39 protein-coding genes are annotated in these 24,872 nt (G+C 67.2%); 6 read left to right on the forward strand and 33 right to left on the reverse strand.

The window, feature by feature from the left end; translation table 11 throughout:
* Positions 1-113: 113 nt before the first annotated feature.
* Genes VGR67_03960 through VGR67_03985 form a run of 6 tightly spaced genes read left to right on the forward strand, consistent with a single transcriptional unit; the run spans position 114 to position 5,521 of the window.
* Positions 114-1,382 carry a 3-deoxy-D-manno-octulosonic acid transferase gene (locus tag VGR67_03960; protein HEV8335550.1) on the forward strand — a complete coding sequence of 423 codons (1,269 nt, stop codon included), beginning with the start codon at positions 114-116 and terminating at the stop codon, positions 1,380-1,382.
* Positions 1,379-2,464 (forward strand): tetraacyldisaccharide 4'-kinase, encoded by a 1,086-nt coding sequence (gene lpxK, locus VGR67_03965; protein HEV8335551.1) that lies wholly within the window; start codon positions 1,379-1,381, stop codon positions 2,462-2,464. The genes VGR67_03960 and lpxK overlap by 4 nt, the downstream gene beginning before the upstream one ends.
* Positions 2,465-3,406, forward strand: coding sequence for a lysophospholipid acyltransferase family protein (locus VGR67_03970; GenBank protein HEV8335552.1), 942 nt, complete (start codon positions 2,465-2,467; stop codon positions 3,404-3,406).
* The gene (locus VGR67_03975; protein ID HEV8335553.1) at positions 3,403-3,999 is read left to right on the forward strand and encodes an HAD family hydrolase; all 597 of its coding nucleotides are present in this window, start codon (positions 3,403-3,405) and stop codon (positions 3,997-3,999) included. Before VGR67_03970 ends, VGR67_03975 begins: the two co-directional genes overlap by 4 nt.
* Entirely contained in the window at positions 3,996-5,024 is a 1,029-nt protein-coding gene (locus VGR67_03980) for a PfkB family carbohydrate kinase (GenBank protein HEV8335554.1), read from the forward strand. The genes VGR67_03975 and VGR67_03980 overlap by 4 nt, the downstream gene beginning before the upstream one ends.
* A complete protein-coding gene (locus VGR67_03985; GenBank protein HEV8335555.1) occupies positions 5,021-5,521 on the forward strand; it encodes an adenylyltransferase/cytidyltransferase family protein in 501 nt (166 codons plus the stop codon). Before VGR67_03980 ends, VGR67_03985 begins: the two co-directional genes overlap by 4 nt.
* A 27-nt stretch (positions 5,522-5,548) precedes the next feature.
* Here the strand turns inward: VGR67_03985 and carB are convergent, their stop codons facing one another.
* The 33 genes from carB to tuf all read right to left on the reverse strand — a co-directional run.
* Positions 5,549-8,770 (reverse strand): carbamoyl-phosphate synthase large subunit, encoded by a 3,222-nt coding sequence (gene carB / locus VGR67_03990; GenBank protein HEV8335556.1) that lies wholly within the window; start codon positions 8,768-8,770, stop codon positions 5,549-5,551.
* Positions 8,771-8,845: 75 nt separating this feature from the next.
* Positions 8,846-9,448, reverse strand: a complete 603-nt coding sequence (gene rplQ, locus VGR67_03995; GenBank protein ID HEV8335557.1) for a 50S ribosomal protein L17 — start codon at positions 9,446-9,448, stop codon at positions 8,846-8,848.
* 22 nt (positions 9,449-9,470) lie between these two features.
* The gene (locus tag VGR67_04000; GenBank protein HEV8335558.1) at positions 9,471-10,448 is read right to left on the reverse strand and encodes a DNA-directed RNA polymerase subunit alpha; all 978 of its coding nucleotides are present in this window, start codon (positions 10,446-10,448) and stop codon (positions 9,471-9,473) included.
* A 55-nt stretch (positions 10,449-10,503) separates the two neighbouring features.
* The gene (rpsD, locus tag VGR67_04005; GenBank protein ID HEV8335559.1) at positions 10,504-11,130 is read right to left on the reverse strand and encodes a 30S ribosomal protein S4; all 627 of its coding nucleotides are present in this window, start codon (positions 11,128-11,130) and stop codon (positions 10,504-10,506) included.
* Positions 11,131-11,187: 57 nt separating this feature from the next.
* Positions 11,188-11,655, reverse strand: coding sequence for a 30S ribosomal protein S11 (rpsK, locus tag VGR67_04010; protein ID HEV8335560.1), 468 nt, complete (start codon positions 11,653-11,655; stop codon positions 11,188-11,190).
* Between the two features lie 6 nt (positions 11,656-11,661).
* A complete protein-coding gene (rpsM, locus tag VGR67_04015; protein HEV8335561.1) occupies positions 11,662-12,051 on the reverse strand; it encodes a 30S ribosomal protein S13 in 390 nt (129 codons plus the stop codon).
* A gap of 60 nt (positions 12,052-12,111) precedes the next feature.
* Positions 12,112-12,225 (reverse strand): 50S ribosomal protein L36, encoded by a 114-nt coding sequence (rpmJ, locus tag VGR67_04020; GenBank protein HEV8335562.1) that lies wholly within the window; start codon positions 12,223-12,225, stop codon positions 12,112-12,114.
* A gap of 29 nt (positions 12,226-12,254) precedes the next feature.
* Complete coding sequence (infA, locus tag VGR67_04025; GenBank protein ID HEV8335563.1) at positions 12,255-12,473, reverse strand: translation initiation factor IF-1; 219 nt, start codon at positions 12,471-12,473, stop codon at positions 12,255-12,257.
* Positions 12,474-12,485: 12 nt separating this feature from the next.
* Entirely contained in the window at positions 12,486-13,232 is a 747-nt protein-coding gene (gene map / locus VGR67_04030) for a type I methionyl aminopeptidase (GenBank protein ID HEV8335564.1), read from the reverse strand.
* The gene (locus VGR67_04035; protein HEV8335565.1) at positions 13,229-13,882 is read right to left on the reverse strand and encodes an adenylate kinase; all 654 of its coding nucleotides are present in this window, start codon (positions 13,880-13,882) and stop codon (positions 13,229-13,231) included. Before VGR67_04035 ends, map begins: the two co-directional genes overlap by 4 nt.
* Positions 13,883-13,885: 3 nt before the next feature.
* A complete protein-coding gene (gene secY / locus VGR67_04040; GenBank protein ID HEV8335566.1) occupies positions 13,886-15,280 on the reverse strand; it encodes a preprotein translocase subunit SecY in 1,395 nt (464 codons plus the stop codon).
* A gap of 69 nt (positions 15,281-15,349) precedes the next feature.
* Complete coding sequence (gene rplO / locus VGR67_04045; GenBank protein HEV8335567.1) at positions 15,350-15,790, reverse strand: 50S ribosomal protein L15; 441 nt, start codon at positions 15,788-15,790, stop codon at positions 15,350-15,352.
* A gap of 57 nt (positions 15,791-15,847) precedes the next feature.
* A complete protein-coding gene (rpmD, locus tag VGR67_04050; GenBank protein HEV8335568.1) occupies positions 15,848-16,054 on the reverse strand; it encodes a 50S ribosomal protein L30 in 207 nt (68 codons plus the stop codon).
* Positions 16,014-16,538, reverse strand: a complete 525-nt coding sequence (gene rpsE, locus VGR67_04055; GenBank protein HEV8335569.1) for a 30S ribosomal protein S5 — start codon at positions 16,536-16,538, stop codon at positions 16,014-16,016. The genes rpmD and rpsE overlap by 41 nt, the downstream gene beginning before the upstream one ends.
* 39 nt (positions 16,539-16,577) lie before the next feature.
* The gene (rplR, locus tag VGR67_04060; GenBank protein HEV8335570.1) at positions 16,578-16,940 is read right to left on the reverse strand and encodes a 50S ribosomal protein L18; all 363 of its coding nucleotides are present in this window, start codon (positions 16,938-16,940) and stop codon (positions 16,578-16,580) included.
* Positions 16,941-16,968: 28 nt separating this feature from the next.
* Positions 16,969-17,517 (reverse strand): 50S ribosomal protein L6, encoded by a 549-nt coding sequence (gene rplF / locus VGR67_04065; protein HEV8335571.1) that lies wholly within the window; start codon positions 17,515-17,517, stop codon positions 16,969-16,971.
* A 10-nt stretch (positions 17,518-17,527) separates the two neighbouring features.
* The gene (gene rpsH, locus VGR67_04070) at positions 17,528-17,929 is read right to left on the reverse strand and encodes a 30S ribosomal protein S8 (protein ID HEV8335572.1); all 402 of its coding nucleotides are present in this window, start codon (positions 17,927-17,929) and stop codon (positions 17,528-17,530) included.
* 93 nt (positions 17,930-18,022) lie between these two features.
* Entirely contained in the window at positions 18,023-18,208 is a 186-nt protein-coding gene (locus VGR67_04075) for a type Z 30S ribosomal protein S14 (GenBank protein HEV8335573.1), read from the reverse strand.
* A 15-nt stretch (positions 18,209-18,223) separates the two neighbouring features.
* A complete protein-coding gene (gene rplE / locus VGR67_04080) occupies positions 18,224-18,772 on the reverse strand; it encodes a 50S ribosomal protein L5 (GenBank protein HEV8335574.1) in 549 nt (182 codons plus the stop codon).
* Positions 18,773-18,807: 35 nt separating this feature from the next.
* Complete coding sequence (gene rplX, locus VGR67_04085) at positions 18,808-19,134, reverse strand: 50S ribosomal protein L24 (GenBank protein HEV8335575.1); 327 nt, start codon at positions 19,132-19,134, stop codon at positions 18,808-18,810.
* 8 nt (positions 19,135-19,142) lie between these two features.
* A complete protein-coding gene (gene rplN, locus VGR67_04090; GenBank protein ID HEV8335576.1) occupies positions 19,143-19,511 on the reverse strand; it encodes a 50S ribosomal protein L14 in 369 nt (122 codons plus the stop codon).
* A 22-nt stretch (positions 19,512-19,533) separates the two neighbouring features.
* Positions 19,534-19,827, reverse strand: coding sequence for a 30S ribosomal protein S17 (gene rpsQ, locus VGR67_04095; GenBank protein HEV8335577.1), 294 nt, complete (start codon positions 19,825-19,827; stop codon positions 19,534-19,536).
* 21 nt (positions 19,828-19,848) lie between these two features.
* Positions 19,849-20,058 (reverse strand): 50S ribosomal protein L29, encoded by a 210-nt coding sequence (gene rpmC / locus VGR67_04100; GenBank protein HEV8335578.1) that lies wholly within the window; start codon positions 20,056-20,058, stop codon positions 19,849-19,851.
* A gap of 1 nt (position 20,059) precedes the next feature.
* Positions 20,060-20,470, reverse strand: a complete 411-nt coding sequence (gene rplP / locus VGR67_04105; protein ID HEV8335579.1) for a 50S ribosomal protein L16 — start codon at positions 20,468-20,470, stop codon at positions 20,060-20,062.
* Position 20,471: 1 nt separating this feature from the next.
* Positions 20,472-21,161, reverse strand: coding sequence for a 30S ribosomal protein S3 (gene rpsC / locus VGR67_04110; GenBank protein ID HEV8335580.1), 690 nt, complete (start codon positions 21,159-21,161; stop codon positions 20,472-20,474).
* Between the two features lie 3 nt (positions 21,162-21,164).
* Positions 21,165-21,527, reverse strand: a complete 363-nt coding sequence (gene rplV, locus VGR67_04115) for a 50S ribosomal protein L22 (GenBank protein HEV8335581.1) — start codon at positions 21,525-21,527, stop codon at positions 21,165-21,167.
* Between the two features lie 19 nt (positions 21,528-21,546).
* A complete protein-coding gene (gene rpsS, locus VGR67_04120) occupies positions 21,547-21,879 on the reverse strand; it encodes a 30S ribosomal protein S19 (protein HEV8335582.1) in 333 nt (110 codons plus the stop codon).
* A complete protein-coding gene (rplB, locus tag VGR67_04125) occupies positions 21,876-22,697 on the reverse strand; it encodes a 50S ribosomal protein L2 (GenBank protein ID HEV8335583.1) in 822 nt (273 codons plus the stop codon). Before rplB ends, rpsS begins: the two co-directional genes overlap by 4 nt.
* Positions 22,698-22,715: 18 nt before the next feature.
* On the reverse strand, positions 22,716-23,012 hold the full coding sequence (locus tag VGR67_04130; GenBank protein ID HEV8335584.1) for a 50S ribosomal protein L23: 297 nt from the start codon (positions 23,010-23,012) through the stop codon (positions 22,716-22,718).
* On the reverse strand, positions 23,009-23,635 hold the full coding sequence (gene rplD / locus VGR67_04135; GenBank protein HEV8335585.1) for a 50S ribosomal protein L4: 627 nt from the start codon (positions 23,633-23,635) through the stop codon (positions 23,009-23,011). The genes VGR67_04130 and rplD overlap by 4 nt, the downstream gene beginning before the upstream one ends.
* Before the next feature lie 31 nt (positions 23,636-23,666).
* Entirely contained in the window at positions 23,667-24,374 is a 708-nt protein-coding gene (gene rplC / locus VGR67_04140) for a 50S ribosomal protein L3 (GenBank protein ID HEV8335586.1), read from the reverse strand.
* Between the two features lie 30 nt (positions 24,375-24,404).
* Entirely contained in the window at positions 24,405-24,722 is a 318-nt protein-coding gene (rpsJ, locus tag VGR67_04145; protein HEV8335587.1) for a 30S ribosomal protein S10, read from the reverse strand.
* Between the two features lie 31 nt (positions 24,723-24,753).
* A partial coding sequence (tuf, locus tag VGR67_04150) for an elongation factor Tu (GenBank protein HEV8335588.1) occupies positions 24,754-24,872 on the reverse strand: 119 nt, incomplete at its 5' end.

A 24,872-nucleotide genomic window follows, 5' to 3' on the forward strand; every position in this document is an offset into this window, starting at 1 on the left:
TATCAATGGTTTATAGGCCGGCGGGCGGCGCCGGACTTCGTTGATCTTTCCCGACCCGGGAGCTATACTCGCGGCCCCGCTCCCGCCCCCGGGGCTGCGGGAGGGGAGGCTGGATGGTCTGGATCTACTCCGCCCTGCTCGCTCTTGCCGCCGCCGCCTCCCTCCCCTTTCTGCTGGTTTTCAGCCTCCGCGACGCCGATCTCCGCCGGCATTGGGGAGAGAGGCTGGGAGGCCTCCCCCTCTTCCCGCCCGGGCGCCGGCCCCTCTGGGTCCATGCGGCGTCGGTCGGCGAAGTGGTGGCGGGCCGCCGAATCCTCCAGGAGCTGGAGGAGATCTCACCGGGCATCCCGATCCTCCTCTCCTCCACCACTCCCGCCGGGCGGCGCCACGCCGCGAAATCGGTGGACGCAGGCTCCCGGGCCGCATTCTTCCCGCTCGATCTCGGGTTCGTCATGCGACGGAGTCTTGGAAGACTCCGCCCCCGGGCGCTCGTCTTGATCGAAACGGAAATCTGGCCGAATCTCCTGCGGGAGTGCCGGCGCGCGCGGATTCCGGTGATCCTGGTGAACGGAAGGATCTCCGAGCGCAGCTTCCCGCGCTATCGGAGGATCCGGCCGCTGATTGAGTCCGCGCTGGCGCGCGTCGAGCTCTTCGCCATGCAGACCGAGCGCGACGCCGGGCGGATCCAGGCGCTCGGCGCGCCGCCTGGGCGGACGCGCGTCCTCGGAAACGTGAAATGGGACCTCGCCGCGGGACGCGCTTCGGCCGCCGAAGCGCGGCGCCGCCTCGGCTGGCCCGCCGAGGCGCCCGTTCTCGTGGCGGGCAGCACGTCGGAAGGAGAAGAGGAGATTCTTCTCCCAGCCTGGACGAGGCTGCGATCCGAGTTTCCGGAGCTGCGATTCCTCCTCGCTCCCCGGCATCCCCACCGCTTCGAGCGGGTCGCGACACTGCTCGCGGGGAAGGCGATTCCTTTCGCGCGACGCAGCGCCGGGGAGGCGCGCGAGGCTCCCGTCCTCCTGCTCGATACCATCGGTGAGCTGGCGCCGCTTTATGCCGCGGCGACGATCTGTTTCGTCGGGGGCAGCCTGGTGCCGCGCGGAGGCCAGAACCTGATGGAGCCCGCGGCCGCCGGACGCCCCGTCCTGTTCGGCCCGCGGACCGAGAATTTCGCGGCCGCGGCCGAGGCCCTCCTCGAGGCGGGAGCGGGATTTCGCGTCGACGGCGCCGATTCCCTGGAGCGCGAGGTCGGCCGCCTGCTTCGCGACCCCGCCGCCTGCCAGCGGGCCGGAGAGCGGGCCCTCGCCGTCGTCGCGCAAAACCGCGGCGCGGCGCGCCGCAGCGCCGAGGCGATTGCCGGGATCCTCGCTCGGGGCGATCGATGACCGTCTCTCCCGGCCCCCTCCGCTGGCTGCTGGCCCCGCCGGGGCTTCTCTATCGGGGAGCGGTCGCCCTGCGCAATCTTCTTTACGAACGGGGAGTCCTGCGCTCCGTCCACGCGGGCGTTCCGGTGATCAGCGTGGGGAACCTGACGTTGGGAGGGTCGGGGAAGACCCCTTTCGTGGCCTATCTCGCCGCTCGGATGCACGCCGAGGGACGCCGGATCGCGATCGCCAGCCGAGGCTACGGCGGCCGCCGGCACGACGCGCCGATCGTCGTCTCCGAAGGCGCCGGCGCGTTGGCGACGGCCGAGGAGGCCGGCGACGAGCCGGTGCTGCTCTCCGAGCTGGCCCGCGGCGCCGCCGTGATCGTCTGCCGGGATCGGGCCGCGGCGGCCCTGTTCGCCCGCGACCGGCTCGGCTCGCAAATCATTCTGCTCGACGACGGGTTCCAGCACCGGCGCCTGCACCGCGACGCCGACCTTCTCCTGATCGACGCCTTCGAGGGAATCGGCAATGGTAGAATGTTGCCGCTCGGCCCGCTCCGCGAGCCGGCCGGGGAGATGAGGAGGGCCCACGCGATCGTCGTCACGGGGGCCGCGGAAGATCTCCGGGCCGGCACCGACCGGATCCGCGGAGTGATGCGCCGTCTCGGCCTCGAGACTCCTCTCTTCACCTGCGAGCGGGTGGTGGCGGGTTTCCTGCGCGCCGAGACCGAAGAACCCGTCGACGCCGGGGTCCTGAAGGGAATGAGAGTCCTGGCGTTCTCCGGAATCGCCCAGCCGCGCTCGTTCGAATCGGACCTCCGGGCTTCGGGGCTGAGCTTGGCGGGCGCGCTTCGCTTCCGGGACCACCAGCGCTTCGCTCCGGTCCATCTGGAGCGCATTCGCGCCGCGGCCCGGGAGGCGGGAGCCGACTTGATCGTGACGACCGAAAAGGACCGGATGCGCCTGGGGACCGCCCGGCTCGGTCCTCCTCTTTATACGCTTCGCATCCGACTGGCGCCCTCCCGGGAGGAGGAGCTTTGGAGATTCCTCTCGGATCGGATCTCCTCTTCGCCGGCCGGCGCCGGCTCTCCGGTTTTCTGAATGCCCAGACGGAATCGAGCGCTGCGTAACTGGGTCGAGGGGGCCCTGGTCCAGCTGATCTTCGCGGTCCTCAGGGTCCTGCCGCGCCGTGTCCGGCTGCTCGCGGGGAAGGGCCTCGGCCTGGGTCTGTACCGGCTCTCGCCGCGCCACCGGCGCATGGCCCACGCCAACCTGGAGCGGGCCTTCGGGGACGGTCTTTCCCCCTTGGAGAAGCAGCGGATCGCCCGGGCCTCCTTCGCCCATCTCGGGCTCCTCCTGTGCGACAGCCTCGCCTTCCCGCAGGTCGATCCGGAGCGCGTGTCGGAGATCGCGGTGTTCGAAGGGCTGGAGCACGTGCGGGAAGCCTACGCGCAAAGGAAGGGCGTGTTCGTCTTCTCGGGCCATTACGGCAACTGGGAGATGGTCGCGCTCCTCCAGGGTTACCTCGGCCTTCCCCTGGCGATGGTGACGCGCCCCCTCGACAACCCGTTTCTCGAGCGCCAGCTCCACCGCTACCGCACCCTCTCGGGGAACCGCGTGATTCACAAGCGAGGGGCGGCGCGCGAGATCCTGCGGGCCATCCGGGAAGGCTGGGGAGTGGCCATCGTCATCGATCAGAATGTCCGCGGCGAAGACGGGATCTTCGTCGATTTCTTCGGCTCCCCGGCCTCCACCACTCCCGCCCTGGCGACGCTGGCGCTCAAGACCGAGGCTCCCATCATTCCGGTCTTCGGCATCCCGCTACCCGACGGGCGGTATCGCGTCCGCTACCTTCCCGAAGTGCGCTTCCAGAAATCGGGCGACACGAAAAGGGACATTCTCGAGCTGACGCAGATTTGCACCCGCATCATCGAAGATCAGGTGCGGCGCGAGCCGGAATTCTGGGTCTGGATGCACCGCCGCTGGCGGACCCGCCCTCCCGAGGAAGCGGCCGCCATCCGGCAGCGGCAGGCGCGGGCATGAGTCCGGCCGCGGCCGCCCGCGCGGTGTTCCTGGATCGCGACGGGACCCTCGCCGAGGAGGTCGGCTACGTGAACCATGCGTCGCGGCTGCGGCTCCTTCCCGGCTCAGCCGCGGCGCTGCGGCGCATCCGCGAGGCGGGACTCCTGTCCGTCGTGGTCACCAACCAATCCGGGGTGGCGCGCGACTACTTCGAGGAGGCGATCGTGCATCAGGCCCACGAAAGGCTCCGGGGGCTCCTGGCGGCCGAGGGGACGTCGGTCGACGCCGTCTATTACTGCCCGCACCACCCCCGCGAGGGGATCCCCCCCTATCGCCAGGACTGCGATTGCCGCAAGCCTCTGCCGGGAATGCTGCTGCGCGCCTCCCGCGAGCTGGGGATCGATCTGGCGCGCTCGTATATGGTGGGCGACGGCGTCGTCGACGTGGGGGCGGGCCGCGCCGCGGGAACCACCACCATCCTGGTGCTCACCGGTTACGGCCGGGGTCACTTCGAGCACCGGCGCCACCTCTGGACGGTGCAGCCCGACCACGTCGCCGAGGATCTCGGCGCCGCCGTCGATTGGATCCTGGAGCGGGAGCGAGGGTCCCGATGAGCCCAAGTCCGCGCGCCCCCGATCCCGCTCGGTTGAGCGAGCTCCTGGAAAGATTCTCCGGCGTGACCGTTCTGGTGCTCGCGGATCTTGTGCAGGACGAGTTCCGGTACGGCGAGAGCTCCCGTATCTCGCGCGAGGCGCCGGTCCTCATCCTGAACCACCGGCGGACCGACCTCCTCCCCGGAGGGGGCGCCAACGCGGTGGCCAACCTCAAGGCGCTCGGAGCTCGTCCCGTGACCGTGGGGCGCCTGGGGGACGACGTGTCGGGGGAGGCGCTCCTGTCGACGTTCGCGCGGCGCGGCATCGCGACGTCGCTCATCTGGAGCCACGAGAGCTACCACACCCCCACCAAGACGCGCATTCTCGCGGGCGGCGCCCACTCCGTGAAGCAGCAGGTGGTGCGCATCGATCAGGGAGAGCCCGTGGCGCTCACGGCGAGCGAGGAAGATCTCCTGTTGAAGAACCTCAAGGCGGGAGCCGCCGGAGCCGCCGGCCTCCTCGTCTCGGACTACGGGTACGGCTTGGTGCATCCCGGGAACGTTACGCCGATCCTGTCCCTGGCGCGCGGCCTGCGGCTGCCGGTGGTCGTCGACTCGCGAAGTCAGATTTCGATCTTCCGGGGCGTCGCCGCGGCCGCGCCGAACCTCGAGGAGGCCGAGAAGGCGACCGGCATCGCGGTGGGCAACGACACCGGCGCCCTGGAGCGGGCCGGATGGCGCCTCAAGGAGATGATCGAGGCCGAGGCGGTGATGGTCACGCTGGGAAGCCGCGGTCTCGCGCTCTTCGCCGAGGCGAGCGCGGCGATCCATATTCCCGTCTTCGGGACGGACGAAGTGGCCGACGTCACCGGCGCCGGGGACACGGTGGCGGCCGCGTTCACGCTGGCGCGGCTCTCTGGCGGAAGCTTCCTCGAGGCGGCGACGCTCGCGAACATCGCCGCGGGCCTGGTGGTCCTGAAGCGCGGTACGGCGACCGTGTCTCCGGACGAGATGCGGAGGGCCATGGCGGGCCTCCCGCGGCCATGATCGCCGACCGATCGGGGAAGATCGCGGCAAGGGAGGATCTGGCCGCACTCCTGGCGCGCCAGCGCGCCGCCGGGAAACGGATTGCCCTGGCGAACGGCATCTTCGACCTTCTCCACGTCGGGCACGTGCGCTACCTCGAAGCCGCCCGCCGGGAGGCCGACGTGCTCGTCGTGGCGCTCAACAGCGACCGCTCGGCGCGCGCCCTCAAGGGCCCCGGACGCCCTCTCATCCCCGAAGCCGAGCGCGCCGAGATCCTCGCGGCCCTGGCCTGCGTCGACTACGTGACGGTCTTCGACGAGGAGACCGCGGCCGCCCTGATCGTCAGGATTGCGCCCGACGTGCATTGCAAAGGCACCGATTACCGCGCCGAGAGCGTCCCCGAGCGGGAGGCGGTCCTGAAGGCGGGAGGGAGGATTCGGATCGTCGGGGATCCGAAGGAGCACGCCACGCGCGACTTGATCGCGGCAATCGTGAGACAGTTCTCGCGAGGAGAATGAGACTGCCGCTCGGCTCGCCACCGGCGCTCAGGGGCGCGGGGCGGCTCGATGGTAGGCCTGCAGCGGGGCCACGTCGAGGCCTCCCTGCCGGAGAGCCCGAATCCCCTCGACCGCCGCTGCCCCTCCCGAAAGCGTCGTGATGCACGGAACGCCCCGCGAGGTGGCGGTCCGCCGGATCGACTCCTCGTCGAAGTGCGACTCGCGTCCCAGCGGCGTGTTCAGGATGAGCTGGATGTCGCCGTTCAGAATCCGGTCCACGATATTGGGGCGGCCCTCGTTCACCTTGTAGATCATCTCCACCGCGAGGCCCGCTTCCGCCAGCCGGTGGGCGGTCCCGGCGCTGGCGGTCAGCCGGAATCCCATCTCCGCCAGCCCGCGCCCGATCGGAATCACCGCCTCCTTGTCGTAGTCGTTCACCGAGATGAAGACTTTCCCCTCGGTGGGAAGCCTCATCCCGCAGGCCATCTGCGCCTTGGCGAAGGCCTGGCCGAACGCAGGGGAGATCCCCATCACCTCTCCGGTCGACTTCATCTCGGGCCCCAGGATCGGATCCTCGCCGGGAAACCGGATGAAGGGGAAGACGACTCCCTTGACGAAGACGGCCGGCGGAACGGGCTCCTCGGTGAACCCCAGATCCCGAAGCGTGCGGCCGGCCATGATCCTGGCCGCGTGGCGCGCCAGGGGGACGCCGGTGGCCTTGCTCACGAAGGGGACCGTCCGGGACGCCCGGGGGTTCACCTCCAGCACATAAAGGACTCCGTCCTTGACGGCGAACTGGACGTTCATCAGGCCCCTGACTGAGAGCGCCAGCCCCATGCGAACCGTCTGATCCCGGATCTGCGCCAGGTGCTCCGGCGTGATCTTGTACGTCGGCAGGACGCAGAAGGAGTCGCCGGAGTGGATCCCCGCCTCCTCGATGTGCTGGAGGATTCCCCCGATCACGACGCGGCTCCCGTCCCCGATCGCGTCGACGTCCACCTCGAAGGCGTCCTCCAGGAAGCGATCGATGAACACGGGATGCCCCGGCGAGACCCGCGCGGCCTGGGAGGCGTAGGAGAGCAGCTGCGTCTCGTCGTAAGCCACCATCATGGCGCGCCCCCCGAGGACGTAGGAAGGCCGGATCAGGACCGGATAGCCGATCTGCGCCGCCACCGCCAGCGCCTCGTCCATGTCGTGCGCCGTCCCCCACGCCGGAACGGTGATCTCCAGCTCCCGCGCCAGCGACGCGAAGCGCTTACGATCCTCCGCCAGGTCGATCGACTCCGGGGAAGTCCCCAGGATGGGGACGCCCGAGCGCTGCAGCGCCAGAGCGAGATTCAGCGGTGTCTGGCCCCCGAACTGGACGATGACCCCCTCCGGTCTTTCCCGCTCCACGATGTTCTTCACGTCCTCGAAGGTGAGCGGCTCGAAATAGAGCCGGTCGGACGTGTCGTAGTCGGTGGAGACCGTCTCCGGATTGCAGTTCACCATGATCGTCTCGAACCCCTCCTCCCTTAGGGCGAAGGCGGCCTGGCAGCAGCAGTAGTCGAACTCGATTCCCTGGCCGATCCGGTTCGGCCCGCTCCCCAGGATCATCACCTTGCGCCGGGACGAGGGGTCCGACTCGCATTCCTCCTCGTAGGTCGAGTAGAGGTACGGGGTCTTCGCCTCGAACTCGGCGCCGCAGGAGTCGACCCGTTTGTACGCGGGGACAATGCCGTCGCCGATGCGCCGCGCCCGCACGTTCTCCTCGGACTCACCCATGAGCCGGGCCAGGCGCCGATCGGAGAAGCCGTCGCGCTTGGCCTGCCGGAGCAGGTCCCGCGGAAGGGTCGCCAGCGCTCTCCCCTTGATCTCCGCTTCCCGCGCCACGATCTCCCGGATCTTCTCCAGAAACCAGGGATCGATCCGCGTCAGGGCGGCGATCTCCCCGACCCTCATCCCGGCGAGCAGCGCCGTCCGCACGGCCGCGAGCCGGTCGCGCGTCGGGGTGATCAGTCTCTCGCGCAGGAGCAGCGGATCGCGGATCTCCGACCCTTCCCATCCCCATTCGTCCTCTCCCATCTCCAGGGATCGGAGCCCTTTCTGGAGCGCCTCTTTGAACGTCCGGCCGATCGCCATCGCCTCGCCCACCGATTTCATCTGGGTCGTGAGGGTGCGATCGGCGCGCGGGAACTTCTCGAACGCGAAGCGAGGGATCTTGACGACGACGTAGTCGATCGTGGGTTCGAACGAGGCGGGCGTCTCGCGCGTGATGTCGTTGGGGATTTCGTCCAGAGTGTATCCGACCGCGAGCTTGGCGGCGATCCGCGCGATCGGAAACCCGGTCGCCTTCGAGGCGAGAGCCGAGGATCGCGACACCCGCGGGTTCATCTCGATCACCAGCTGGCGCCCGGTCGCGGGGTCGACCGCGAACTGGATGTTCGACCCTCCGGTCTCCACGCCGACTTCACGGATGATCCGGATGGCGGCGGTCCTCATCCGCTGGTATTCGACGTCGGTCAGCGTCAGCGCCGGCGCCACCGTGATCGAGTCTCCGGTGTGCACTCCCATCGGGTCGAGGTTCTCGATCGAGCAGATGATCACCACGTTGTCCGCCAGGTCCCGCATCACCTCCAGCTCGAACTCCTTCCAGCCGACGACCGATTCCTCGATCAGGACCTGGCCCACCGGGCTCAGCGCCAGGCCGCGCCCGACGATCTCATGGAATTCCTCCACGTTGTACGCCACGCCGCCTCCGGACCCTCCCAGCGTGAAGGAGGGGCGGATGACGGCCGGATAGCCAATGCGCGCCAGGACCTCCTCCGCCTCCGGAAGCGATCCGGCGTAGCCGCTCGCCGGCACTTCCAAGCCGATGCGCGTCATCGCCTCCTTGAACAGCTTGCGGTCCTCGGAGACCTCAATCGCCCGGAGCTTGGCCCCGATCAGCTCCACGCCGTGACGTTCCAGGATTCCCCCCCGCCCCAGCTCGATCGCCAGATTCAGCGCGGTCTGCCCCCCCACCGTCGGGAGGAGGGCGTCGGGACGCTCCCGCTCGATGATGCGCGCCACCGTCTCGGCGGTGAGCGGCTCGACGTAGGTGGCGTCGGCCATCTCCGGGTCGGTCATGATCGTGGCGGGATTGGAGTTCACCAGGACGACCCGGAAACCCTCCTCCTTGAGCGCCTTGCAGGCCTGGGTTCCCGAGTAATCGAACTCGCAGGCCTGGCCGATGACGATCGGGCCGGATCCGAGGATCAGGATGGTGTGGAGATCGTCGCGACGGGGCAAGGATCCCTCGGAGGGAACGGTGAAAAAAAAGGGGAGCGTGACGCTCCCCCGGGTCCAGCGAATGCCGCGTCGAAGCTACCGGGCCGGCTTCTTCTTCCCCCGGGCACCCTTCGGAGCCGCTTTCTCCTTCTGCTTCCCGGCGCCCGCCGCCTTTTTCTTCGCGCTCTTCGGCTTCGGCTCCTCGTGGGCGTGGTCGTGGTCGTGATCGTGCCCCTCGGCGTGGCCCTCCTCCGTCTGTGTCGCTGCGGCAGCATCCGGGGCGGCCGCTTTCTTCGCTTTCCGCCCCTTCCTGCCCTTCTTGCCGCCCTTGTCGAAGACGGGCTCCGAGCCGAGCAGCTCGAGGATCGCCATCTCCGCGCCGTCGCCGCTGCGCCATCCGAGCTTCAGGATCCGGCTGTAGCCGCCGTTCCGCTGGGCGAACCGGGGGCCGAGCGTGTCGAACAGCGTCTTGACGACCGCCTTGTCCTGGATGGACCGGGCGACGAGCCGGCGGCTGTGCAGATCGTCGCGGCGGGCCAGGGTGATGAGCTTCTCCGCGAACGGGCGCAGCTCCTTCGCCTTCGGAAGCGTCGTCGCGATGCGGCCTTTGGCGAACAGCGAGGTCGACAGGTTGCGCAGGAGCGACATCCGGTGGGCGGTCGTCCTTCCCAGCTTGCGTAGCGCCTTTCCGTGCCTCATGGGCGATCCTCTCCCCGGCCCGTCACTTCGCCATCGGGGCGGGCTCGTCGAGCTTCATCCCGAGCGACAGCCCCATCTCCGCCAGGATCTCCTTGATCTCGTTCAGCGACTTCCGGCCGAAATTCTTCGTCTTCAGCATCTCCCCCTCGGAGCGCTGGACGAGGTCGCGGATCGTCCGGATTTCGGCGTTCTTCAGACAGTTGTAGGAGCGCACCGAGAGCTCGAGCTCCTCCACGGAGCGGTTCAGGTTCTCGTTGAGCTTTTCCCGCTCCTTGTCGATCTCCTTCTCGCCGCCCTCTTCGATCTCCTCGAAGTTGATGAAGATGGCGAGGTGATCCTTGATCAGCTTGGAGCCGAGCGCCACGGCGTCCACCGGGGCGACGGCCCCGTTGGTCCAGACCTCGATCGTCAGCTTGTCGTAGTCGGTCGTCTGGCCCAGCCGCGCGTCCTCCACCGTATAGTTCACTTTCTTCACGGGGGAATGCACCGAGTCGATGGGGATGTATCCGAGGGGCAGGTCCGGCTCGAAGTTCCGGTCGGCGGACACGTAGCCGCGCCCCTGCCGGACGCGCATCTCGATGTTGAGCTTCCCCTCTTCCTGGAGAGTGGCGAGATGCACCTCGGGATCGAGGATCTGCACGTTCGGGTTCGTCTCGATGTCGCCCGCCTTGACGTCCCCGGCCCCTTCCGAGCGCAGGTAGATGGTCTGGGGATGATCCACGTTCATCTTCAGCGGAACCTGCTTCAAGTTCAGGATCAAGTCGGTCGCATCCTCCACGACGCCCGGGATCGAGGTGAACTCGTGGAGCACGCCATCGATCTTCACCGCAGTGATGGCGGCGCCCTCGACGCTCGAGAGCAGCACCCGTCTCATGGCGTTGCCGATCGTCGTCCCGAAGCCCCTCTCGAAGGGCTGCGCGTAGAACTCGCCGTAGGTTCCCGTCAAGGTCTCCCGATTGCACTCGAGGCGCTTGGGGCGTTGAAAGTCTTTCCAAAGCATTCCGATGTCTCCCGATGATGTGCGCCGCATGGGACCCGGAGAGGTCTTGGCGGCTTCACTTCGAATAGAGCTCGATGATCATCTGCTCCTGGATCGGCAGCGTGATGCTGTCGCGGGTCGGCAGAGCCGTCACGGTCCCCCTGAGTCCGTCGGAGTCGAGCGCCAGCCAGGGCGGAAGCCCCCGGCCTTTGGCGTGGTCCACGGAGGCCAGGAGGAACACGTTCTTCTTGATCCGGTCCTTCAGGCTGATCGTGTCGCCCGACTTGACCAGGTAGGAAATGACGTCGACCTTCCGGTCGTTCACCCGGACGTGCCCGTGGCTGATGAGCTGGCGGGACTGCCACCGCGAGGAGGCGAGCCCCAGCCGGAACACGACGTTGTCGAGCCGGCGCTCGAGGAGCTGGAGCAGCACCTCGCCGGTGATGCCCTTCTTGCGGACGGCCTGCTGGTAGGCGAGGTGGAACTGGTTCTCGAGCATCCCGTAGATCCGCTTCACCTTCTGCTTCTCGCGCAGCTGGATCCCGTACCCCTGGACCTTGGTGCGCCGCTTACCGTGCTGCCCCGGGGCGAAGCGCCTCTTCTCGACGGCACATTTCTCCGAGAAGCAGCGCTCGCCCTTCAGGAAGAGCTTCATCCCTTCCCGGCGGCATAATCGACAAACCGGACCGCGAGTTCTTGCCAAGTGTTCTCCCCTTTCCGAAATCCGCCTGGTAAAGTCCGACGAGCCCCGCCGCTTCCCTCACACCCGCCGGCGCTTGGGAGGGCGGCAACCATTGTGGGGAATCGGCGTGACGTCCTTGATCGCCTTGATCTCCATGCCGATGGACTGAAGCGCCCGAATCGACGACTCCCTTCCCGAGCCCGGCCCCTTCACCCTCACCTCCAGGGAGCGCACGCCGTGCTCCTTGGCCGCGTTTCCCGCCGCCTGCGCCGCCATCTGCGCGGCGAAGGGAGTCCCCTTCCGGGATCCCTTGAAGGCGAGGCAGCCCGCGGAGGACCAGGCGAGGACGTTGCCCTGCATGTCGGTGATCGTGATCACCGTATTGTTGAACGTGGCGTGAATGTGGGCCACCGCCATCGGAACGTTCTTCTTCTCCTTGCCGCGGACCCGCTTCACCGGCGCCGCGGCGGACTTGGCGCCCGCTTCTCCCGCCGCCGGCGATTCCGGCTTGGCTTCGACTTCTTTCGCTCTCTTTTCCTCGGCCATGCTCTCCTATCCCTTCTTTCCGACCGGCGCTTTCTTCTTGCCGGCGACCGTGCGGCGAGGACCCTTGCGGGTGCGCGCGTTGGTGTGGGTGCGCTGCCCTCTCACCGGCAGGTTGCGGCGGTGCCGCATGCCGCGATAGCAGCCGATGTCGATGAGGCGCTTGATGTCCATCGAGACGTTCTTCCGCACGTCTCCCTCGACCTGCCCTTCGTCCTGGATCACGTCGCGAATCTTGCGGACCTCTTCCTCGGAGAGATCCTTCACCTTCACGTCGGGAGAGACTCCCGCCTTCTCCAGGATGTGGTTCGACCGCGAGCGGCCGATGCCGTGGATGTAGGTCAGGGCGACCTCGACGCGCTTGTTCTGGGGCAGGTCCACGCCGGCGATGCGAGCCAAGCTCCGACCTCCTTCTCTGGTTCGCCCGCCGCGGCCCGGCTTCGGGGCGGCGGGGTGGAATTATCCTTGCCGCTGCTTGTGCTTCGGGTTCGGACAGATAATCCGGATCACCCCGCGGCGGCGGATGACCTTGCACTTCGCGCAAATCTTCTTCACGGACGCTCGGACTTTCACGCTTCCCTTCCTCTCGACGCGTCAGCCGCTCACTTGTAGCGGTAGACGATCCGTCCCCGGGTCAGATCGTAGGGCGACAGCTCCACCAGCACCCGGTCCCCCGGCAGAATCCTGATAAAGTTCTTCCTCATCCTTCCCGAGATGTGGGCCAGCACCTTGTGCTTGTTGTCCATCTCAACGCGGAACATCGCGTTCGGCAAGGGCTCCAGGACCGTGGCTTCCACCTGAATCGCTTCGTCTCGCGGCAATGAATCGATCTCCTAGGATCCCAAGACCCGGGTGCCCTGCGCCGTGATGGCCAGGCACCGCTCGAAGTGGGCGGAAAGACCGCCGTCCAGCGTCACCGCGGTCCAGCCGTCGGGGAGGACCCGGACCTCGGGCGTCCCCTGGTTCACCATCGGCTCGACCGCCAGGACCAGCCCCTCCCGCAGGACCGGCCCCGTCCCCGGGGTGCCGTAATTCGGCACCTGGGGATCCTCGTGCAGCGAGGTTCCGATGCCGTGGCCGACGAACTCTCGGACGACCGAGAATCCCGCCGACTCGACGTGGCCCTGGATGGCGGAGCCGATGTCGGAAAGGTGCCCGCCGGGCCTGGCCGCCTCGATCCCCTTCGCCAGCGCCGCGCGCGTCACGTCGAGGAGCCTGCGGGCCTCCTCCGGGACGCTCCCCACCGGCACGGTGCGGGCCGAATCGCCGTAGTAGCCGTCCAGCAGGACTCCGAAATCGAGGCTGACGATGTCCCCTTCCTTCAGCTCCTTCTTCTTCGAGGGGATCCCGTGGATCACCTCTTCGTTCACCGAGGCGCACAAGGAGCGCGTGTACCCCCGGTAGCCCTTGAAGGCCGGCTTGGCCCCCGATTTCAACGCCATCTCCTCCGAGACACGATCGAGATCCCAGGTCGTCACTCCCGGAGCCACCATGCGCTCCAGGGCGTCCAGGATCTTGAGGACCAGGGCGTTGGCCCGATCCAGCGACTCAATCTCCGCCGGCGACTTGAGGAGAATCATCGCGGGACCTCTTCCAGCGCCTCGGCGATTCTCCCAAAGACCTCGTCCGGAGTCCCCGTCGCGTCGACCTCGAAGAGCAGCCCGCTCTCCCGGTAGAACTCGAGAAGCGGCAGGGTCTGGGTCGTATAGACCCGGAGACGCTCGCGGACGATCTCCTCGCGGTCATCCGCCCGCTGCATCAGCTCGTTGCCGCACACGTCGCAGATTCCTATCCGGCGCGGCGGCTTGTTCGCGACGTGGTACCCGGCGCCGCACGTTCCGCAGAGGCGGCGACCGGTCAGGCGCGACAGCAGCTCCGTCTCGGGAAGCCTCAGGGCCAGGACCCGGTCGAGCCGCCTCCCCGACTTCTCGAGGAACTCCGACAGCCTTCGTGCCTGCGCGAGGTTCCTGGGATAGCCGTCCAGGAGAAAGCCCGCCGCGCACTCCGGATCCCGCAGGCGCTCTTCCACCATCTGCGCCACGAGATCGTCGGGGATCAGCTCCCCCCGTTCCATCATACCGCGCGCCGCGAGCCCCAGCGGCGTGCCCCGCTTCACCGCTTCCCGCAGCATGTCGCCGGCGGAAAGGTGGACGACCCCGATCCTCTCCCGGAGCCGTACCGCCTGGGTCCCTTTCCCGGCTCCTGGCGGGCCCATCAGGAGCAGGTTCACCCGCTACCCCCGCCGTCCCTTGATCCGCGCTCCCTTCAGGAACCCCTCGTAGTGCCGCATGATGAGCTGCGACTCGACCTGCTGGACCGTGTCCATGGCCACGCCCACGACGATCAAGAGGGACGTTCCGCCGAACACGAACTTGACGTTGAGCCCCTTCGACAGGAAGTCGGGAAGAATGTACTCCAGACCCGGTCCGATGAGAGGAATCGCCCCGACGTTGAACCCCGAGATCAGGATCGTCGGAAGCAGGGCGATCAGGGCCAGGTAAATCGAGCCGACGAAGGTCAGGCGCGTCAGGACGTTGTCGATAAACTCCGCGGTCCGCCGGCCGGGCCGGATCCCGGGAATGAAGCCGCCGAACTTCTGGAGATTGTCGGCCGTGTCCATCGGATTGAAGATGATCGAGACGTAGAAATAGCAGAAGAAGATGATGAACAGGAAATACAGCATGTGGTGCAGCGGCATCGAGAAGTCGAACTGGTGAATGAGGTCCCGCGCCCAGGGAGTCTTCTGGACCCAGGGAATCTGCCCCAGCGTCTGGAAGATGGAGAGGATCGACGAGGCGAAGATGACGGGAATCACCCCTCCGGTGTTCAGCCGCAGCGGAAGATGGGTCGACAAGCCTCCATAGGTCCGCCTCCCCACGACCCGCCGGGCGTACTGCACGGGAATGCGCCGCTGCGCCCGCTCGACGAAGACGATCGCCGCCACGACGAGGACCATGATGACGAGGAGCGCGACGAGCGTGATCATCCCGATGTTCCCGGTCATCAGGTCTTCCACGGTGGCGAGCACCGCGTGGGGGAGGTTCACCACGATTCCGGCGAAGATGATCAACGAAATGCCGTTGCCGATCCCGCGCTCCGAAATCTGCTCTCCGAGCCACATGATGAACGCGGTCCCGGTGGTCAGCGTGAGGATCGTCATGAACTCGAACCCGATCCCCGGATGGACCACCACCTGCGGCCCGCCGGAGGTCGCGAAGTTCTCCAGCCACAGCGAGATGCCGTACGACTGGACGACGCTGAGCACCACCGTGCCGTAGCGCGTCCACTGGGTGATCTTCCGGCGGCCCGCCTCGCCCCCTTCCTTGGAGAGCTTCTCGAGGTAAGGCCAGATGACGGTGAGCAGCTGGAGAATGATGGAGGCCGAGATGTACGGCATGATTCCGAGGGCGAAGATCGTCAGCCTCCGGAGGTTGCCGCCGGAGAAGAGATCCAGGAAGCCGAGCAGGGAGCCGGCCTGCTGCTTGAAGAAGGCGTCCAGCGCCTCGAAGTTGATCCCCGGGACCGGAACGTGGCCGCCAATCCGGTAGACGGCGAGCAGCGCGAAGGTATAGAACACCCGCCTTCTCAAGTCGGGGATGTTGAAGATGTTCTTGATGCTGTTGATCATCGCCTGGAACTCCGTCTCGTCACGCCTTCCCTCACGCTTCGGCGCCGCGCCGCCTCAAGGGATCCGCCGTCAGGCGGAGAGGATCTCGACGGTCCCGCCGGCGGCCTCGACCTTGGCGCGCGCCTGCTTGCTGATCCGGTGCACTTTCACCTTCAGGCCGGCCGGGCAATCGCCGCGCGCCAGGAGCACGACGCCGCCCCGCACCCGCTTCAGGATGCCGCTGGCCACCAGGCTCTCCGGGGTGACCTCTCCCTGGAACCCGGCCATCTGATCCAGGTTCACCACCGTGAACTCCTTCCGGAACAGGTTCTTGAAGCCGCGCTTCGGAACCCGGCGGTGCAGCGGCATCTGCCCGCCTTCAAACCCTCGCTGCCGCGAGAACCCGGATCGCGAGAGCTGCCCCTTGTTGCCCGCGCCCGCCGTCTTGCCGTTCCCCGATCCCGGCCCGCGGCCGACACGCCATTTCTTGCGGCGCGAGCCGGCGGCGGCGCGCAGCGATTCGAGGCCGATCTCCTTCGTCTTCTGCGTCACCTTCTTTTTTCGGGGCACGAGGTTCTCCTTAGACGCCTATTCGCCCACCACCCGGACCAAGTGGGGAATGGTCGCCACCATTCCCCGGACGGCCGGATTGTCGGGGCGCACCACCGTCTGGTTCAGGCGACGGAATCCCAGCGATCGCAGCGTCCGCTTCTGATCCTCCGGCGCGCCGATGCCGCTGCGCACCTGGACGATCTCAATGGTCTTGCCCTTCCGCTTGGCGGTCCGCTTCGCCATTCTTGTCCTCCGTCACCTCGACACTCCTCTGCCGTACGGCCTTGGGATCCCGGAGCTGCTGGAGCCCCGCGAACGTGGCGCGTACGACGTTGTAGGGGTTCGTGGTGCCCAGCGATTTCGTCAGAATGTCCTGGATGCCCGCCGATTCCATGACGGCGCGCACCGCGCCCCCCGCGATGACCCCCGTGCCGGTGGACGCGGGCCGGAGCATCACCCTCCCCGCGCCGAAATGGCCGACGATCGGGTGCGGAATCGTCCCGTCTTTGATCGGCACCCGGATCAAGTTCCGTTTGGCGCGCTCGACTCCCTTGGCGATGGCGACCGGAACTTCCCGGGCTTTCCCCATGCCGAAGCCGACGTGCCCCCGCAGGTCGCCGACCACCACGAGCGCCGAGAAGCGGAAGTTCTTGCCCCCCTTGACGACTTTCGTGACCCGGTTGATGTGGACCACCTGGTCCTTCAAGTCGAGCTCCGAGCTTTTCATCGGTTCCAAATCTTCACCTCGCCATCCTGGATGCGTCCTTCAGAACTTGAGCCCCTTCTCCCGGGCGGCGTCCGCCACGGCCTTGATCCGGCCATGATAGGGATACCCTCCCCGGTCGAACACGACTTCCTCGAGACCCTTCTCCTTGAGCCTCTCCGCGATCAGCGAGCCGACCGTCCGGGCCCCCGCGAGGTTGCCGCCCGACTTGCCGCCGCCTCCCTTCTCGAGGCTGGAGGCATGGGCGAGCGTCTGTCCCTTTTCATCGTCGATGGCCTGCGCGTAGATGTGCTTCAGGCTCTTGTACACCGAAACGCGCGGCTTGGCGGCGGTGCCGGAAAGCCGGGAGCGAATCCGCGACCTCCGTCGATCCCGGCGCTGGCTTTTTCTTGCGTCCCTCTGCATGGCTCCTTCCCGTTGGCGGCGCCCGGCCTCAGGCGGCCGCAGTCTTGCCGACCTTGCCGGCCTTTCTCCGGATGACTTCGTCGGTGTAGCGAATCCCCTTGCCCTTGTAGGGCTCGGGAAGCCGGAGGCGGCGGATGTTCGCCGCGACCTGCCCCACGACGTGGCGGTCCGCCCCGCTGACGACCAGGTGCGTCTGCTTGTCCACGCGGATCTCGATCCCTTCCGGGATGTCGAACTCGACCGGATGGGAGTAGCCGAGACTGAGCTGGAGCTTCTTCCCCGCCACGGCCGCCCGGTACCCGATGCCGATGATGTCGAGCTCGCGCGTGAATCCCTCCGTCACGCCGCGGACGGCGTTCGCCAGCAGGGCGCGGATCAGGCCGTGAAGGGCCTTCTTCTGCTTCGAATCGCCGTCGCGGGCGACCCGCAGCTCTTCCCCGGCGAGGCTCGCGGTGATTCCCGGGGGCAGCGGCGTCAGGAGCTTCGCTTTCGCGCCGCCCACGAGAACGCCCTTCCCGTCCACCTGGATGGTCACTCCCTTGGGGACCTTGATCACCTGCCGGCCGATGCGCGACACGCTCTTCCTCCTACCAGATGTTGCAGAGAATCTCGCCGCCGACGCCGACCCGGCGGCATTCCTCGCCGGACATCAGGCCTCGCGAGGTCGAGAGAATCGCCACGCCGAGCCCGCCCAGCACCGGGGGGATCTCGTCCTTCGCGCAGTAGACGCGCCGGCCGGGACGGCTGACCCTCTCGAGTCCGGCGAGAGCCGGCTCCCCCTCGGGGGTATAGCGCAAAGCGATCCGGATCACGGGAAACCCTTCTTTCGGCCGCACGACCGCCACCGCCTCCACGAAGCCCTCCTTCTTGAGGATCTTCGCCAGATGCTCCTTCAGGTTCGAGTGCGGAATCTCGACGCGGGGATGGCGGGCGCGGACGCCGTTTCGGATCCGGGTCAGCATGTCGGCGATCGGATCGGTCATGCTCATGGCTTCCATGCACCTTTCTTGAAATCGCTCCGTCTCTTGAAATCGCTCCGCCCGCCGGAGTCGTCCGCCCGGCTCAGCCCGGGCTTCGGGAGCTTACCAGCTCGCTTTGACGACGCCCGGGACCATTCCTTCCAGAGCCAGCTTCCTGAAGCAGATTCGGCAGAGGCCGAATTTCCGCAGGAAGCCGCGCGGCCGGCCGCAATGGCGGCAGCGGTTGTAGCGGCGGACCTTGAACTTCGGCTTGCGGATCTGCTTCGCGCGCATGGCGGCGGTTGCCAAGATGACCTCCGTTCCTCAGTCCTTCCGAAAAGGCAGTCCCAGGAGGGTCAGAAGGTTCTTTCCCTCTTCGTCGGTCCGGGCCGTCGTGACGATCGAGACGTTCACTCCCCGGACGCGATCCACCTTCTGGTAGTTCACCTCCGGGAAGATGAGCTGGTCCTTGACGCCGAGCGTGTAATTGCCGCGCCCGTCGAACGATCGCGAGGAGACTCCCCGGAAGTCCCGGACGCGGGGCAGCGCGATCGACACCAGCCGATCGAAGAACTCGTACATCCGGGCGCCGCGGAGCGTCACCTGGCAGCCGATCGGCATGCCGGCGCGGATCTTGAAGTTGGCGATCGACTTCTTGGCGCGCGTCACCGCCGCCTTCTGCCCCGCGATGAGCGTGAGTTGCTCCGAGGCGTTGTCGAGGAGCTTGATGTTCTGGACGGCGTCTCCGACGCCCATGTTCAGGACGATCATGCTGAGCCGGGGAACCGCCATCCGGTTCTTGTAGCCGAACCGCTCGATCATCGTGGGCACGATCTCTTGATCGTACCGTCCCTTGAGTCGCGCCGTCGCCATCTTCGCTCCGCTCGCCCCGGCGGCTGCCGCCCGGGCTACTTGTCCAGGATCCCCTTGCACTTCTTGCAGACCCGCACTTTCTTCCCGTCCTCGAGAATCGTATGCCCCACCCGAGTCGGCTCGCCGCATTCCGAGCAGACCACCTTCAGGTTGCTGAGGTGGATGCTCGATTCGCGCTCCACGATCCCCCCCTTGACGTTCTTCGAGGGATTCGGGCGGGTGTGACGCTTGACGAACGCCACGCCCTCCACCACCGCGCGCCCCTTGGCGGGGATGACGCGCAGGACCCGGCCGGTCTTGCCCCGGTCCTTTCCCGCGAGCACCCTGACCTTGTCTTCCTTCTTCAAGAACAACGCGGGCATCGGACCTCCTACAGGACTTCCGGGGCCAGGGAGAGGATCTTCATGAAGTTCTTCTCCCGCAGCTCCCGCGCGACGGGGCCGAAGATGCGCGTGCCGATCGGCTCCCCCGCATCGTTGATCAGGACGGCCGCGTTCTCGTCGAAGCGGATGCACGTGCCATCGCTGCGGCGCTGGCACTTGCTCATCCGGACAATGACGGCCCGGACCACCTGCCCCTTCTTGATGTTCCCCTCGGGCACCGCCTCCTTCACCGAGGCGGTGATCACGTCGCCGATGCGGCCGATGAGATTCACCGAGCGCCCCCGAAGATGGATGCAGCTGATGCGCCGGGCGCCGGAGTTGTCGGCGACCTCGAGCATCGTGCGCATCTGGATCATGGCTCGCCCCCTCCCCTCTCGTCTAGACGCGCTCCGCCCGGGTGATTACGGACCGGAGACTCCATCGCTTCCGGGCGCTGCGGGGCCGATCCGCCACGATCGTCACGCGATCTCCCACCTTCCCCTGCCCCTTCTCGTCGTGGGCCATGAACCGGGCGGAGCGCTTGAGATACTTGCCGTAGCGCTCGTTCCGGACGACCCGCTCCACCTGGACCACGATCGTCTTCGTCATCTTGTCGCTGACGACCACTCCCTCGAGGAGCAGTCGCCTGCCTCGGTGAGGCGCTGGCTCGGCTGCGGGCCGGGGCTCCGGCATGAATCCTCCGTCGTGCGGCGGCTAGCTCTGCGCCGCCGTTCGCTTCTCGTTCAGAACCGTCTTCACCCGCGCCAGATCGCGCCGGACCCCCCGGATGCGATGGGGGTTCTCCGCCTGGCCGGTGGATTGCTGGAACCGGAGCTTGAAGAGCTGGGTCTGAAGGTCCTCCTCGTCCTTGAGGAGCTCCTCCATCGTCTTTTCCCGAAGGGCCGAAGCCCGGAGCGCTTTCACGTCAGAACCCCCGGTGAACGAAGGCGGCCTTCAGCGGTAGCTTGTGGGAGGCCAGGCGCATCGCCTCCCGGGCCACCTCCTCGGTGACCCCTTCCATCTCGAAGATCACCTTCCCCGGCCGCACCACCGCCACCCATCCTTCCGGCGCCCCCTTCCCCTTGCCCATGCGGGTCTCGGCCGGCTTCTTGGTGATCGGCTTGTCGGGAAAGATGCGAACCCAGATCTTGCCGCCGCGCTTCACGAAACGGGTCATCGCCACGCGGCCCGCTTCGATCTGCTTGTCGGTGATCCAGCCGCATTCCATCACTTTCAGCCCGTAATCCCCGAAGCTGACGGTGCTCCCCCGCTGCGCCTTGCCGCGGCGGCGTCCCCTCATCTGCTTCCGGTATTTGACCTTCTTCGGCATCAGCATGTCAGATCCCCGCCCGGCCCGGGCTGCCCACGGTATCGCCGGGCCGCTCCTCGCCAACCCCCGGCCGCGCCCGCACCTCTCCCTTGTAGATCCAGATCTTCACGCCGATAGCTCCGTAAGTGGTCCGCGCCTCCGCGAAGCCGTAGTCGATGTCGGCCCGCAGCGTATGGAGCGGCAGCTGCCCCTCGAGATACCACTCGGTGCGGGCGATCTCGGCACCCCCGAGCCTGCCGGAGCAGCGGATTCGCACGCCTTTCGCGCCGAACCGCATGGACGACTCGATCGCCTTCTTCATCGCCCTTCGGAAGGCGACGCGCCGCTCGATCTGGAGCGCCACCGACTCCGCGACGAGCTGCGCGACGATCTCGGGCTTGTGGATCTCGACGATGTTGATGAAGATCTCGCGGCCGGTGCGCTTGGCGATCTCGTCCCGGAGCTTGTCGACCTCGGCTCCCCTCCGGCCGATGACGATCCCCGGGCGGGAGGTGTGGATGTTGATCTTCAGCTTGTTCGCGGCGCGCTCGATCTCGATCGCCGCGACGCCGGCGTGCGATAGGCGGCGCTTCAACTCGGTCCGGAGCCGCAGGTCCTCCAACAGGAGATCGGCGTAGTTCTTGTCGTCGAACCAGCGCGATTGCCAGGTGCGCGTCACGCCGATCCGGAAGCCGAACGGGTGTACCTTCTGACCCACTTCCTACCTCCCGGCCCCGGCAGGAGCCGGTCCCTTTTCGTCCAGTTCGATGGTGATGTGACACGAGCGGCGCAGGATCCGGAAGGCGCGCCCCATCGGGGCCGGCCGGATCCGTTTGAGCGACGGCCCGCCGTCGACCGTCGCCCGGCTGATGAACAGCCGATCGACGTCGACATCCTCCTTCTTCACCCGGGCGTTGGCCACCGCCGACGCCACCACCTTGGAGACGTCTTTCGCGACCCCCTTCTTCGTCACGCGCAGGGTCGCGAGGGCCTCCTCGACCCGCTTTCCGCGGATCAGATCGACGACCAGCCGCGTCTTCTGCGCCGAGCTGCCCAGGTACCGCATCGTTGCTCTCGAGACCATCACCGCGTCCTTCTCCGGCTCAGGAGGCCGTCGTGGTGCCGCCCGCGGGAGGCGGCGTCGGAGCCCCGCCCCCGGAGGCCGCTTCCGCGGCCGCCGCCCGGGAGTGCCCCCGGAAGATGCGGGTCGGGGAGAACTCCCCGAGCCGGTGTCCGACCATGTTCTCCGTGATGTAGACCGGAATGAACTTCTTGCCGTTGTGCACCGCCAGCGTGTGGCCGACCATCTCCGGGAGGATGGTGCTCCGCCGGGACCAGGTCTTCAGGACCTTCTTCTCGTATTTGCGGTTCATCTCCTCGATCTTCTTCTTGAGAGAGGGCTCGACGTAGGGCCCTTTCTTGATGGACCGGCTCATGACTTCTTCCTCCGCCGGACGATGTATTTCTCGGTGCGCTTGTTGTTCCGCGTCTTAATCTCCCGGACTCCCCAGGGCGTGCAGGGGTGCCGGCCTCCCGAGCTCTTCCCCTCGCCACCCCCCAGGGGATGATCGACCGGATTCATAGCGACCCCCCGCACGGTGGGCCTCCATCCCAGCCACCGATTCCGTCCCGCTTTCCCGATCGAGATGTTCTCGTGATCGCCGTTGCCGACCTGACCGATCGTGGCGCGGCACTCGACGTCGACCCTCCGGACCTCCCCGGAGGGGAGCTTGACCTGGGCGAATGCCCCTTCCTTGGCCAGCAGCTGCGCCCCGACGCCGGCGCTGCGCACCATCTGGCCGCCCCGGCCGCGCTTCAGCTCGATGTTGTGGATCGTCGTCCCCAAGGGGATGCTCTTCAGCGAGAGGCAGTTCCCGGGAAGGATGTCGGCGTCGGGCCCCGAGACGATCCCCGTCCCGACCGACAGCCCCTGGGGCGCGAGGATGTAGCGCTTCTCTCCGTCGGCGTAGTGGATCCGCGCGATGCGCGCCGAGCGGTTGGGATCGTATTCGATCGCCGCGACCTTGCCGGGAATGCCGTCCTTGTCGCGGCGATAGTCGATGATCCGATACCGCCGCTTGTGCCCGCCCCCGCGGTGGCGCACCGATAGCCAGCCGGTGTTGTTCCGGCCTCCCGTCCGATTGTGCTTGTCCAGGAGCGGCTTCAGGGGTCGCGTCTCGGTGATTTCCTCGAACGTCGAGACCGTCTGGAAACGGCGTCCGGGGGTGGTCGGCTTGTAGGTCTTGTTCGGCATGTAAGGGACCCCCGGCGTTTAGACGCCTTCGAAGTACTCGATGCTCTTCTCGCCCGGCCGCAGCCTGACGTAGGCCTTCTTCCAGTCGGGGCGCTTCCCCAGGTTCCGCCCGACGCGCTTCATCTTGCCGTGAACGAGGGCCGTGCGGACCGTGGCCACTTTCACGTTGAACAGCTCCTCGATCGATCGCTTGATCTCGATCTTGTTCGCGTCGCGGGCCACCCGGAAGCAGAGGAGCTCCTGCGCATCCTTCAGCTTGGTCGATTTCTCGGTGATCAGGGGGGCCAGGACGATCTGGTGCGCGGGCCGGCTCATGGAGCGTAGACCTCCCCGATGGTCTCCGCGGCCTGCCGCGTGAGCACCAGCGTGTCGTGATGGAGCAGGTCGAACACGTTCAGCCCGCCGGCGCGGGCCAGGGAGACGTTGCGGAGGTTGCGGGAAGCCAGCTCCAGGTTGCGCGCCGGCTCCCGGTCCACGAGCAGGACCTTGCCCTTCAATCCGAGCGTCTCCAGCATCCCCTGCATCGCCCGCGTGCGCGGCTCGGAGAGCTCCAGGGTCTCCACGACGACCACTTTGTCCTGGCGGAGCTTCGAGGAGAGCAGGGAGCGGATCGCATTCTTCCGCATGCGCTTCGGAAAGCGGATGTCGTAGTCGAACGGATGCGGGCCGAACACCGTCCCTCCCTTGCGCCAGATCGAGCTGCGGATCGAGCCCACGCGCGCGCGGCCCGTCTTCTTCTGGCGCCACAGCTTCCGCCCGCTGCCGGCGACCTCGGCGCGGGTTTTCGTCTGCCGCGTCCCCGATCGGCCGGCGGCGCGGTAGGCGTTCACCGCCTCGAAGATGAGATGACGCTTGAGCGGATACTCGAAGACCGACTTCTCGAGGGTCATCTCCCCCACTTTCTCGTTCTTCAGATTGACGATCTTCAGCGCGTCCATTCCACTCCTCCGGAAGCGTGCCTCCGGGCTCCTATTTCTTCTTGGCCGCGGTCTTCGCGCCCTTCTTCGCGGCCGGAGGCGCCGCCTTCGGCTGGCGGATCTTCCGCGGGGCCGGCGAGTGCCGGATCACCAGGTAGCCGCCGTCCGCCCCGGGAACCGCCCCGCGGACGACCAGCAGGTGGTTCTCCGGATCGATCTGCACGACCTGCAGGTTCTTGACGGTGATCCGCGCCGCGCCCAGGTGCCCGGCCGCGCGCATCCCGCGAAACGTGCGGGAAGGAAACGCCGAGGCGCCGACCGATCCCGGCGCGCGATGGAACATCGAGCCGTGGGTGGCGGCGCCGCCGCGGAAGTGGTGGCGCTTGATCACCCCGGCGAACCCCTTGCCCTTGCTGATGCCGCTCACGTCAACGTTCTCGTCGACCTGGAAGATCGCGGCGCTCACCTGATCCCCCACGTTGATCTTCTCCCCCTCCGAGAGAATCTTGAATTCCCGGATCCGGCGGGTCGGCGGGAGGCCCGCTTTCTTGAAGTGGCCCAGCAGCGCCTTGCTGACCTTGCGCTCGGAGGTCGGCTCGACGAAGCCCAGCTGCACCGACTCGTAGCCGTCCGTCTGGCGGTTCTTCTTCTGGACCACTATGCAGGGCCCGGCCTTCAAGACGGTCACCGGGATCACCCCCCCCTCCTTGGAGAACACCTGGGTCATCCCGAGCTTGATTCCGATCAACCCTTCGATCATGTCCGGCTCCGTCTCCCGCCTTGTCGGGCGCTACTTGCCCAGGGCCTTGATCTCCACTTCGACGCCCGCCGGAAGATCCAGCTTCATCAGGGCGTCCACGGTCTGCGGCGTCGGCTCGAGGATGTCGATCAGCCTCTTGTGCGTCCGAATCTCGAACTGCTCCCGGGACTTTTTGTCCACGTGGGGCGAGCGCAGCACGGTCCAGAAGTTCCGGCTCGTGGGAAGGGGGATCGGCCCCGCGACCCGCGCCCCGGTGCGCCGGGCGGTGGACACGATTTCGGTGGTCGACTGGTCCAGGACCCGATGGTCGTAGGCTTTCAGCCGGATCCGGATCTTTTCGTTCAGCATGGGTGAATTCGCCTCTCCCGCGTCGTCCCGCTCAAGCCTGAATCTCGGTGACGGTTCCAGCCCCCACCGTGCGCCCGCCTTCCCGGATCGCGAACCGCAGCCCCTTGTCCATCGCGATCGGGGTGATCAGCTCGATGCTCAGGCTCACGT

The organism is Candidatus Polarisedimenticolia bacterium (assembly GCA_036004685.1).
GTDB lineage: Bacteria > Acidobacteriota > Polarisedimenticolia > Gp22-AA2 > AA152 > DASYRE01.

Excerpts from the sequence above, each read along its gene's own strand:
- rplD (HEV8335585.1), bottom strand. The coding sequence starts at position 23,635 with ATGGACGCGCTGAAGATCGTCAATCTGAAGAACGAGAAAGTGGGGGAG.
- rpmD (HEV8335568.1), bottom strand. The coding sequence starts at position 16,054 with ATGGCGAAGCGGACCGCCAAGCGGAAGGGCAAGACCATTGAGATCGTC.
- VGR67_03985 (HEV8335555.1), top strand. The coding sequence starts at position 5,021 with ATGATCGCCGACCGATCGGGGAAGATCGCGGCAAGGGAGGATCTGGCC.
- VGR67_04130 (HEV8335584.1), bottom strand. The coding sequence starts at position 23,012 with ATGAGCCGGCCCGCGCACCAGATCGTCCTGGCCCCCCTGATCACCGAG.
- rplQ (HEV8335557.1), bottom strand. The coding sequence starts at position 9,448 with ATGAGGCACGGAAAGGCGCTACGCAAGCTGGGAAGGACGACCGCCCAC.
- rpsK (HEV8335560.1), bottom strand. The coding sequence starts at position 11,655 with ATGGCCGAGGAAAAGAGAGCGAAAGAAGTCGAAGCCAAGCCGGAATCG.
- map (HEV8335564.1), bottom strand. The coding sequence starts at position 13,232 with ATGATTCTCCTCAAGTCGCCGGCGGAGATTGAGTCGCTGGATCGGGCC.
- rplX (HEV8335575.1), bottom strand. The coding sequence starts at position 19,134 with ATGCCCGCGTTGTTCTTGAAGAAGGAAGACAAGGTCAGGGTGCTCGCG.
- secY (HEV8335566.1), bottom strand. The coding sequence starts at position 15,280 with ATGATCAACAGCATCAAGAACATCTTCAACATCCCCGACTTGAGAAGG.
- rplE (HEV8335574.1), bottom strand. The coding sequence starts at position 18,772 with ATGGCGACGGCGCGACTCAAGGGACGGTACGATCAAGAGATCGTGCCC.
- rplC (HEV8335586.1), bottom strand. The coding sequence starts at position 24,374 with ATGATCGAAGGGTTGATCGGAATCAAGCTCGGGATGACCCAGGTGTTC.
- rplN (HEV8335576.1), bottom strand. The coding sequence starts at position 19,511 with ATGATCCAGATGCGCACGATGCTCGAGGTCGCCGACAACTCCGGCGCC.
- rpsE (HEV8335569.1), bottom strand. The coding sequence starts at position 16,538 with ATGAAAAGCTCGGAGCTCGACTTGAAGGACCAGGTGGTCCACATCAAC.
- VGR67_03960 (HEV8335550.1), top strand. The coding sequence starts at position 114 with ATGGTCTGGATCTACTCCGCCCTGCTCGCTCTTGCCGCCGCCGCCTCC.
- VGR67_03975 (HEV8335553.1), top strand. The coding sequence starts at position 3,403 with ATGAGTCCGGCCGCGGCCGCCCGCGCGGTGTTCCTGGATCGCGACGGG.
- rplP (HEV8335579.1), bottom strand. The coding sequence starts at position 20,470 with ATGCTGATGCCGAAGAAGGTCAAATACCGGAAGCAGATGAGGGGACGC.
- rplR (HEV8335570.1), bottom strand. The coding sequence starts at position 16,940 with ATGCAGAGGGACGCAAGAAAAAGCCAGCGCCGGGATCGACGGAGGTCG.
- rpsJ (HEV8335587.1), bottom strand. The coding sequence starts at position 24,722 with ATGCTGAACGAAAAGATCCGGATCCGGCTGAAAGCCTACGACCATCGG.
- rpsS (HEV8335582.1), bottom strand. The coding sequence starts at position 21,879 with ATGAGCCGGTCCATCAAGAAAGGGCCCTACGTCGAGCCCTCTCTCAAG.
- rplV (HEV8335581.1), bottom strand. The coding sequence starts at position 21,527 with ATGGTCTCGAGAGCAACGATGCGGTACCTGGGCAGCTCGGCGCAGAAG.
- rplB (HEV8335583.1), bottom strand. The coding sequence starts at position 22,697 with ATGCCGAACAAGACCTACAAGCCGACCACCCCCGGACGCCGTTTCCAG.
- lpxK (HEV8335551.1), top strand. The coding sequence starts at position 1,379 with ATGACCGTCTCTCCCGGCCCCCTCCGCTGGCTGCTGGCCCCGCCGGGG.
- VGR67_03980 (HEV8335554.1), top strand. The coding sequence starts at position 3,996 with ATGAGCCCAAGTCCGCGCGCCCCCGATCCCGCTCGGTTGAGCGAGCTC.
- rpsQ (HEV8335577.1), bottom strand. The coding sequence starts at position 19,827 with ATGCCGGAGCCCCGGCCCGCAGCCGAGCCAGCGCCTCACCGAGGCAGG.
- VGR67_03970 (HEV8335552.1), top strand. The coding sequence starts at position 2,465 with ATGCCCAGACGGAATCGAGCGCTGCGTAACTGGGTCGAGGGGGCCCTG.
- VGR67_04000 (HEV8335558.1), bottom strand. The coding sequence starts at position 10,448 with ATGCTTTGGAAAGACTTTCAACGCCCCAAGCGCCTCGAGTGCAATCGG.
- rpsH (HEV8335572.1), bottom strand. The coding sequence starts at position 17,929 with ATGAGCATGACCGATCCGATCGCCGACATGCTGACCCGGATCCGAAAC.